The 8294-nt window shown below is 51.1% G+C and carries 5 protein-coding genes; 3 read left to right on the top strand and 2 right to left on the bottom strand.

The features are described 5' to 3' along the window. The first annotated feature begins 354 nt into the window (after window positions 1–354). The 3 genes from EYQ01_01065 to EYQ01_01055 all read left to right on the top strand — a co-directional run bounded on the left by EYQ01_01065 (window position 355) and on the right by EYQ01_01055 (window position 7412). The gene (locus EYQ01_01065) at window positions 355–2574 is read left to right on the top strand and encodes a glycine--tRNA ligase subunit beta (GenBank protein HIE64406.1); all 2220 of its coding nucleotides are present in this window, start codon (window positions 355–357) and stop codon (window positions 2572–2574) included. Window positions 2575–2595: 21 nt separating this feature from the next. Then, window positions 2596–5259: a pyruvate, phosphate dikinase gene (locus EYQ01_01060; protein ID HIE64405.1), complete on the top strand. Its 2664-nt coding sequence runs from the start codon at window positions 2596–2598 to the stop codon at window positions 5257–5259. A gap of 230 nt (window positions 5260–5489) precedes the next feature. After that, the gene (locus EYQ01_01055) at window positions 5490–7412 is read left to right on the top strand and encodes an ABC transporter ATP-binding protein (protein HIE64404.1); all 1923 of its coding nucleotides are present in this window, start codon (window positions 5490–5492) and stop codon (window positions 7410–7412) included. A gap of 39 nt (window positions 7413–7451) precedes the next feature. On the opposite strand, the gene EYQ01_01050 is transcribed toward EYQ01_01055, so the two are convergent. Together EYQ01_01050 and EYQ01_01045 are read right to left on the bottom strand one after the other, a co-directional pair. Then, window positions 7452–7703 (bottom strand): hypothetical protein, encoded by a 252-nt coding sequence (locus tag EYQ01_01050; protein ID HIE64403.1) that lies wholly within the window; start codon window positions 7701–7703, stop codon window positions 7452–7454. Window positions 7704–7778: 75 nt separating this feature from the next. Further along, the gene (locus EYQ01_01045; protein ID HIE64402.1) at window positions 7779–8210 is read right to left on the bottom strand and encodes a hypothetical protein; all 432 of its coding nucleotides are present in this window, start codon (window positions 8208–8210) and stop codon (window positions 7779–7781) included. Between the last annotated feature and the right edge of the window lie 84 nt (window positions 8211–8294).

Raw genomic sequence — 8294 nt, 5'->3', positions numbered from 1 at the left:
TTACACCCTATCAAAAATTGACGCTGGCAACACAGGCTCTACTTCTGTGAACCATTATTAATGGGGGGATTACCGGTCTGCCCATAAGTAACATGTACGATTGGCCAGAGGCGATTTTTGAGCGAGACAAGGAGCGAAGAATGCGCATACTAAAGTATGTAAGGGATGAGCGACGCGGGCGCAGCCAACAAAGCGCCCCGGCCCTTCGGGGAGTCCCATTTTTGGCCCGAGGCTGCGTTGTTCCTCACTCACATAGCCGGGCTATGCTCCCTCGTCACGCCTTGCCTCGGACTCAAAGATGGGACTCCCAATCGTACATGTTACTTATGGGCAGACCCTTAAAGGCGAAGAAACGTGTTCTCTAGAGTGAAGAAGGGGGGCAAAGCATCTCAGGTGTCTCAACAGGAGCTTCTTATTGAAGTCGGTGTGGAGGAAATCCCCTCTAACGTCATGGTCCCGACATTAAAACGATTGTCTGAGCTGGCCGCTGAGCATTTGACGGCCAGTGCAATCCAGTTTGATCCTGAGAGCGTCCGCGTCTATGGGACGCCGCGGCGTCTGATCCTGACCATTCCCCATTTATACCGGCAGCAGAAGAACAAAATGGAGTTGATCCTGGGTCCGCCGAAGCAGGCGGCATTTGATTCTGAAGGAAAGCCGACCGCTGCCGCCATCGGCTTTTCAAGATCACAGGGGATGCAGCTTTCTGATCTTGCGGTGCGGCATACCGATACTCTTGGAAGCTTTGCGGGAAATAGAAGAGGGGAATATGTCGTCATTGAAAAAATGATTGAGGGGAAGGCGACGGAACGAATATTACGAACGCTTATCCCGGAGGTCATTTCGGGTCTGAGCTTTCCAAGGTCGATGCGTTGGAACAGTGAAGGGATCGCCTTTATCAGGCCGATCCGTTGGATTGTTGCTGTGTATGACCAAAGAGTCATCCCGTTTTCCTATGCCGGTGTTCAGTCGGGGGATATCTCTTACGGCCATCACATCATGTCTCCGGCCTCTTTTCATGTGGGAGATTTTACATCCTATGAGAAAGAGACGCGGCAGCGCTATGTCCTAATCGATCCGGACGAGCGGTATCGGGTGATTGAATCGCAAATGCGGGATCTCGCGAAGGAAAAGTCCGGAACATTGGAGGGACAGGATCGGATGGGGGCGGACAACGAAGCACTTATTTTGGAGGCGGTGCATACGGTCGAATATCCGAAGGCCCTTTGCGGGGCTTTTGACCCGTCTTTTCTTGACATCCCCCAGGAAGTCATTATCACCGCAATGAAAGAACATCAGGGATATTTTCCGGTTTTCTCGGCAAAGGGGACGCTCCTTCCCAACTTTATCACCATCGCTAATATTCAGGCGAAGACGATGGATAAGATTTGTAAAGGGAATGAGCGAGTCCTCCGGGCGCGACTACTTGATGCAGAATTTTATTTTGATCTGGACAAAAAGGTCAAACTGGCCGATCGCGTCGAGGCCCTGAAAGAGGTGACTTTTCAGGAGAAATTGGGGACTCTTTATGAGAAGGTGGTGCGTCTGGTCGTTCTCGCAAAATCTCTGGCAGAGGGCCTTCCCGGATTAAAATCCTCGGTTCCCGAGGTGGAAGGCGCCGCACGGCTTTGCAAGGGCGATCTCCTGTCTGGTGTGGTGCGGGAGTTCCCGTCTCTCCAAGGGGTGATGGGACGTATTTATGCCGAGCGGGACGGAGAAGACCCTTATTCCGCCAAAGCGATTGAAGAACATTACATGCCGAAATTCTCAGGGGCGCCTCTTCCGGAAACGACTGCAGGAAAAATTCTTGCGATTGCCGATAAGTTGGATACCATCGTCGGCTGTTTTGGTGTCGGCCTGATTCCCAGCGGTTCTCAGGATCAATACGCGCTGCGCCGGCAGGGCCTGGGCATGATTCAAATCATCATCACAGATCCAAACTTTCGCCAGTTCTCCCTGTGTAACGCGATCTCCAGCGCAATTCAGCAGTATGAAGAGCAGGGAAAGTTCTCCGTCCCGGATCTTGATCGTAAGGTCCTTTCTTTTTTTACACGTCGTCTCGATTCCTATCTCCAGTCTAAAGGGGTTCGTTATGACCTGAGGGAGGCTGTGCTGTCACGGGAAATGGATCGTCCCTCGGAGATGATTTTAAAGACCGAATCCCTGGTTGCTTTCTCAAAACATCCCCATTTTGGATCGCTGATTACGGTCTTTAAACGGGCGAAGAGAATCCTGCCGGAAGGATTTGAGGGAGAGGTCCAGAGAGCACTCCTGGCCGATCCCGCTGAAAAGAATCTATATGAGGTCCTTTGCGCGGTCTCTGAGGACCTTGGGCACCATTGGACCACACAAGACTACGACAAGGTCTTGAAGGAACTTGCGACACTTTACGAACCCTTGAACCGGTTTTTTGAAGATGTCCTGGTGATGGATGAAGACGCGGAGATTCGCCAAAATCGTTTGAGTCTCTTATTTTCTGTGAGCCAACCCTTTGATGAATTTGGAGATTTTTCGAAGATTGTCGAGGGAGAGTCTATTTCTAAAGACCCAAAGAAAAAAGACAGAGAAGGATAGAGTGATGTTCAGGAGGAGAAGGTGAAAGCAAAAAAGAAATACCTTTACTATTTCAGCGATGGTAGGACAGACGGACGGGGAGATATGAAGGATCTCCTGGGGGGGAAAGGGGCCGGTTTGGCAGAGATGACTCGCCTGGGGATACCGGTTCCGCCCGGTTTCACGATTACGACCGAGGCCTGCATTGAATTTTTTAACCGAAAAAGACGCTATCCAACGGGATTGTGGGAAGATGTGCTGTCGGCCCTAAAGCGGGTTGAGCGATCGATGAAGCTGAAATTCGGGGACCCGAAAAACCCGCTTCTTATTTCGGTTCGGTCAGGGGCGAAGGCCTCTATGCCGGGGATGATGGACACCGTCTTAAATTTGGGGTTGAATGACGAGACGGTCCTTGGTCTGGTCAAAAAATCGGGAAATGAACGTTTTAGCTACGACACCTACCGGCGCTTTGTCTCTATGTTCGGAAGCGTTGTCATGGGTGTCGACCGGCTCAAGTTTGATCGGGCATTTGAAGAGAAGAAGATCGGCCTTGGACTCAGCTCCGATACCGAACTGTCTGGAGAGGCCCTCAGAGACCTGGTCAGCATCTTCAAAAAAATTATCCTGAACGAGACCGGAGAGGTTTTTCCGGAAGATCCATCTAAGCAACTCCGTCTCGGTATTGATGCCGTCTTTAACTCCTGGTTCGGGAAGAGGGCAATCACATATCGCAAGTTAAATAATATCCCGGAAACCTGGGGGACGGCGGTTAATATCGTGGCGATGGTTTACGGAAATCTGGGAGAAGATTCCGGAACCGGCGTTGCCTTTACGCGAGATCCAAGTACCGGGAAAAAACGTTTCTTCGGAGAATTTCTCTTCAACGCCCAGGGTGAGGATGTTGTTGCGGGAATTCGAACCCCCTTGCCCATTGAGGCACTTCGAAGGCGGCTGCCGTCTACCTACAAAGATTTGTTAGCGGTCTACAAGAAGCTGGAACGTCATTATAAGGACATGCTCGATATCGAGTTCACGATACAGGAGGGGAAGCTGTATATGCTTCAGACCCGCGTCGGCAAGCGGACTGCGGCGGCGGCCATCCGGATTGCGGTGGATTTGGTGAAGGAGCGGATCATTAGCAGGGAAACTGCCCTGCTTCAGATTGATGCGCAGCAGTTGGATCAACTCCTTCATCCGATGATTGACCCGAACGCGACCTTCAATGTGATTGCAACGGGCTTGCCGGCTTCACCCGGTGCGGCAATCGGAAAGGTGGTTTTCACCGCAGAAGAGGCGGAGCAGATGGCAGAACGTCATGAGAAGGTCATCCTGGTTCGGGCGGAAACCTCTCCCGAAGATATCGGCGGGATGAATGCCGCCCAGGGGATCGTCACCGCGCGCGGGGGAATGACCTCTCATGCCGCCGTTGTGGCCCGCGGTATGGGAAAATGCTGTGTTGTCGGTTGTGGCGCCATCTCAATTGATGAAGAAGCCCGGCTCTTTCGCGTTGGGGATCTGACGATCAAGGCGGGAAGCGAGATCAGCCTCAACGGTTCTACCGGAGAGGTCATCCTGGGACGAGTTGACCTGATTCAGCCAGCCATGAGGGCTTCTTTCAAAAAACTGATGGGATGGGCTGATCAGAGCCGAAAGTTAAAGGTCAGGGCAAACGCCGATACCCCCCGCGACGCCAAGGTAGCGCGTGGTTTTGGGGCGGAAGGGATCGGGCTTTGCCGGACCGAGCATATGTTCTTTGAGGAAGGCCGGATCACTGCGGTTCGGGAGATGATTCTGGCAAATACCGAAGCGGAGAGAAGACGGGCGCTTGAAAAGATTCTCCCGATGCAGAAGGCGGATTTTATCGGCATTTTTGCCGAGATGAAGGGACTTCCGGTCACCATCCGGCTTCTTGATCCGCCGCTTCATGAATTCCTCCCGCAAACGGAGGGAGACCTTGCCGAGCTGTCTCGTACAATGGGTGTGTCTGTCTCTGTCCTCAGGGAGAAAAATAAGAATCTTCATGAGGTTAACCCGATGCTTGGGCATCGGGGTTGTCGCTTGGGGATCACCTATCCTGAAATCTATGAGATGCAGGTCCAGGCCATCTTTGAGGCCGTTTGCGAGTTAAGCAAGAAAGGGAAAAAGGTGATCCCAGAAGTGATGATTCCCCTTGTGAGCCACGCCAATGAATTCTCCAGGATAAGGGCGCTCTGCGTTCAGACGGCTAAGTCGGTGATGAAGGAATACAACAAGAAGGTCCCTTACACCATCGGTACCATGATTGAGCTCCCCCGTGCGGTCCTCGTTGCCGACCAGATTGCGGAGGAGGCCGAATTCTTCTCCTTCGGAACGAATGACCTCACCCAGACCGCCTTTGGACTTTCGCGCGACGATTCGGGACGCTTTCTTCCGGACTATATCGACAAAGGGATACTGCCCCAGGACCCATTTGTCGCGATTGATCAGGAGGGGGTCGGTCTCTTGATGCGGATCGGTGTGGAAAAAGGACGAGCAACCCGTCCCCGCTTGAAGATCGGCATTTGCGGTGAGCATGGCGGAGAGCCCAGCTCCGTCGAATTCTGCCACCGGCTTGGTCTGAACTATGTCAGTTGTTCCCCTTATCGGGTTCCGATCGCCCGCCTGGCGGCAGCCCAGGCCGCCGTAAGAGAGAAAATGGAAAAGAGGTCAAAAAAGAAACGTTCCTGAGCCGGTTTGACGATAAAGAATTGAGTAAATTACCCTGCCGCAAGCGGGCGGGGTATCAAAATCATTACGTCACACCGGCGAAGGCCGGTGTCCACATACGAACCACTGCATTCCGGCATGCGCCGGAATGACGCCATTTGTAGCAAGCCTCGGGGAATTGAATCCCCAGAAGACTAATCTCCCTGAAAGGACACAGAATGCTGTGTCCTTTCAGTTTTTAAGGGCATTACATGAATATTCTGGATATTTCCGATCTTCATAAATCATTTGGTCCCAAAAAGATTTTCCAGGGGATCACCTTGACGGTTGGAGAGACAGAAAAGGTCGGCATCATTGGCCAGAACGGCTCAGGGAAGAGCACGCTCTTTCAGATTGTGGCTGGGCTTGAACCGCCGGACAGCGGAAAGCTCTCATTTAAGAAAGGGATTGCCATTGGCTATCTCTCACAGAATCCCATCCTGAATGAGACCCGGACGGTTCGTGAAGAGCTTGATGCGTCCCTTGGAGAGATTCGCGTCAAACTGGATGCCTACCATGCGGTGACAAACAAGATGAAATCCGCCTCACCCGCAGAGGTTTCCGCCCTCCTGAAAGAACAGGAGGCCTTGAATACCTGGCTTGAACATCATCAGGGATGGGAAACCGATCACCGGATTGACGAAGTTCTCCTTCGATTGAATATCCTGAACCGTGATGAGAAGATTTCGGTGCTCAGTGGCGGGATGAGAAAGCGCGTTGCCCTGGCCAAACTCCTCCTTCAGTTGCCTGATCTTCTGATGCTGGATGAACCGACCAACCATCTCGATATAAAAACAACCGAGTGGCTGGAGAAATTTCTGACTGCCTACCCCGGGGCCGTCATGCTGACCACCCATGACCGCTATTTTCTCGACCGGGTTGTCCGGCGAATCTTCGAGGTCAACGCCGGGACGATTTGCTGCACACGCGGCGGCTATAGCGATTATCTGCAAGCCAGGGCCGAACGGCTGCTCCATGAAACACGCGTCCAGAACCGCCTGGTGACCTTGCTGCGCCGCGAATCCGAGTGGATGAAGCGCGGGCCGAAGGCGAGAGGGACCAAGTCGAAGGCCCGAATCGGCCGCTTTTATCAAATGCAGGACCAGAGGGAGACGAAAGAAGATCGGCAGATCGGCCTCCATCTTGAAACCGGCCACCGCCTGGGAAATACCATCCTGGAGCTGGTTTACCTGAATAAAACCCTGGAAAACAAGCTGTTGATCAAGGATCTCTCGATCAGCCTAAAAAAGGGAGATCGGATCGGTATTGTCGGGGCGAACGGCTGCGGAAAGACAACGCTTCTTAGAATGATTCTGGGAGAGATGCATCTTTCTTCTGGAAAGATTGTCCTGGGAAAGAATACAAAGATTTCCTATTTTGACCAGAACCGGGCCTCGCTTGATCCCGATAGCCGGGTTGAGGCCTCCCTCGGAGAAGGCTATTGGGTGACGGTGAGAGGGGAGCGAAGGCACAAGGTGGGTTATCTGGCCGAATTTTTCTTTGAGGCGCATGATCATAAACGGCTGGTCCGGACCCTGTCGGGCGGGGAAAAGGCCCGGCTCATCCTCGCGAAGATCATGCTGGAAAAAACGAACATGTTGATCCTCGACGAACCGACCAACGACCTGGACATCCCGACGCTTCAACTCCTGGACGATGTTCTCGTCAACTACGACGGCTGCATCCTCATGGTGACCCACGACCGTTTTTTTCTGGACAAGGTTTCCACCGGCATCCTGAGTTTTGAAGGGGAGGGCCAGGTCCGCTATACAGAAGGGAACTACGCCGTCTATCAGGAGCGCTTAAAAGCCGAAAAAAAAGACCGGGCAAAACAATCGCATCAGATAGCCGCACAGGACAGACCTCCATCGACCGGAGAGGAAAAGTCACCAAACACGAAAAAACGAAAAGGCCTGAGCTATAAAGAAAAGCGTGAACTGGAAGGCATAGAAACCAAGATCGAGAACCTCGAAGCCCGGAAAAAAGAACTGGAGACCTTCCTGCAAAATCCGGCGGCCCATGCCACAGAAAAAGGAGGCCTGGAGGCCTGGTCTATAGAATTCGCGGAAATCGAAACGGGCTTACAGGATACGATGGACCGTTGGGAAGTCCTGGAGTCAAAGCGAGAGGGGTGAAGGGGGTGGGCTAACTTTTAGGGAAGAAGCCTTCATCGATTAATTTTTTTCTATTCTTATCACAATTTCCGATTGTTTTTCGGTAGGTATCTTTTGGGGAATCTCACAAGCAATTCCAATGATACTCATTTCGACAGGGCTGAGTAGCGATTTTCCCAATCCATACCGTGAGGCCTGTTTCCAATATTCTGCCCCTTTCTCAGTAACATATGTTTGGGCAAAAATACCGTTATCTCTCTTTTGATCCTTCTCAGCATCCTTTTCCTGAGAGGTTATTTCATCGCGATCCAATAAATCGACCGCAACCTTCTTATCTAGTCGTATTTGTTTTTTCTTGAGTTTATCCCAGCACCATTCTTTTTTACACTATTCTGTTACGTTGGTTATCCCTTCCGGTGTATCTTGGATATGGTTATTTACCAACTCAGCGATAGTCAAAAGTTGGGTTTTAAGCGCAGGAGAAAGTTTCTGGCTTTTCCATATTTGAGCCAGATCCAAGTTTTCACCAGCTTCTGAAATCATATTTGCCAGTTTTGCCAATGAATAAGTAACAATATTAGCTTTATATCCACCATGCCAGCTTTGTTTCATAATGGTTTTGTCAAGAAAGCGGAACAATATGGCCTTTGCGATGAGGTTTTGAAAATAAAGCTCATTAAATTGTTTTTCATTTTTCTCCCACTTCTGGTTGAGCTTACTTGCAAATTTTGAAAAGTTTTTCTGGGCACCTAAGCTTACAGAATGAGGTTGCTCACCAAAGGAATATTCAAATTTAGCCAGATCAGTTTTTGTGAGCATTTGTGCTCTGAGTTATAACTGAAAGTGGTGTATTGAGTACTTGAAAAAAAGCGGCGTATCTGGTTGATTTGAAACTGCGAATGA

This window comes from Candidatus Manganitrophaceae bacterium (assembly GCA_012960925.1).
GTDB lineage: Bacteria > Nitrospirota > Nitrospiria > SBBL01 > JAADHI01 > DUAG01.
This window is presented reverse-complemented; position numbering and strand designations above follow the sequence as displayed.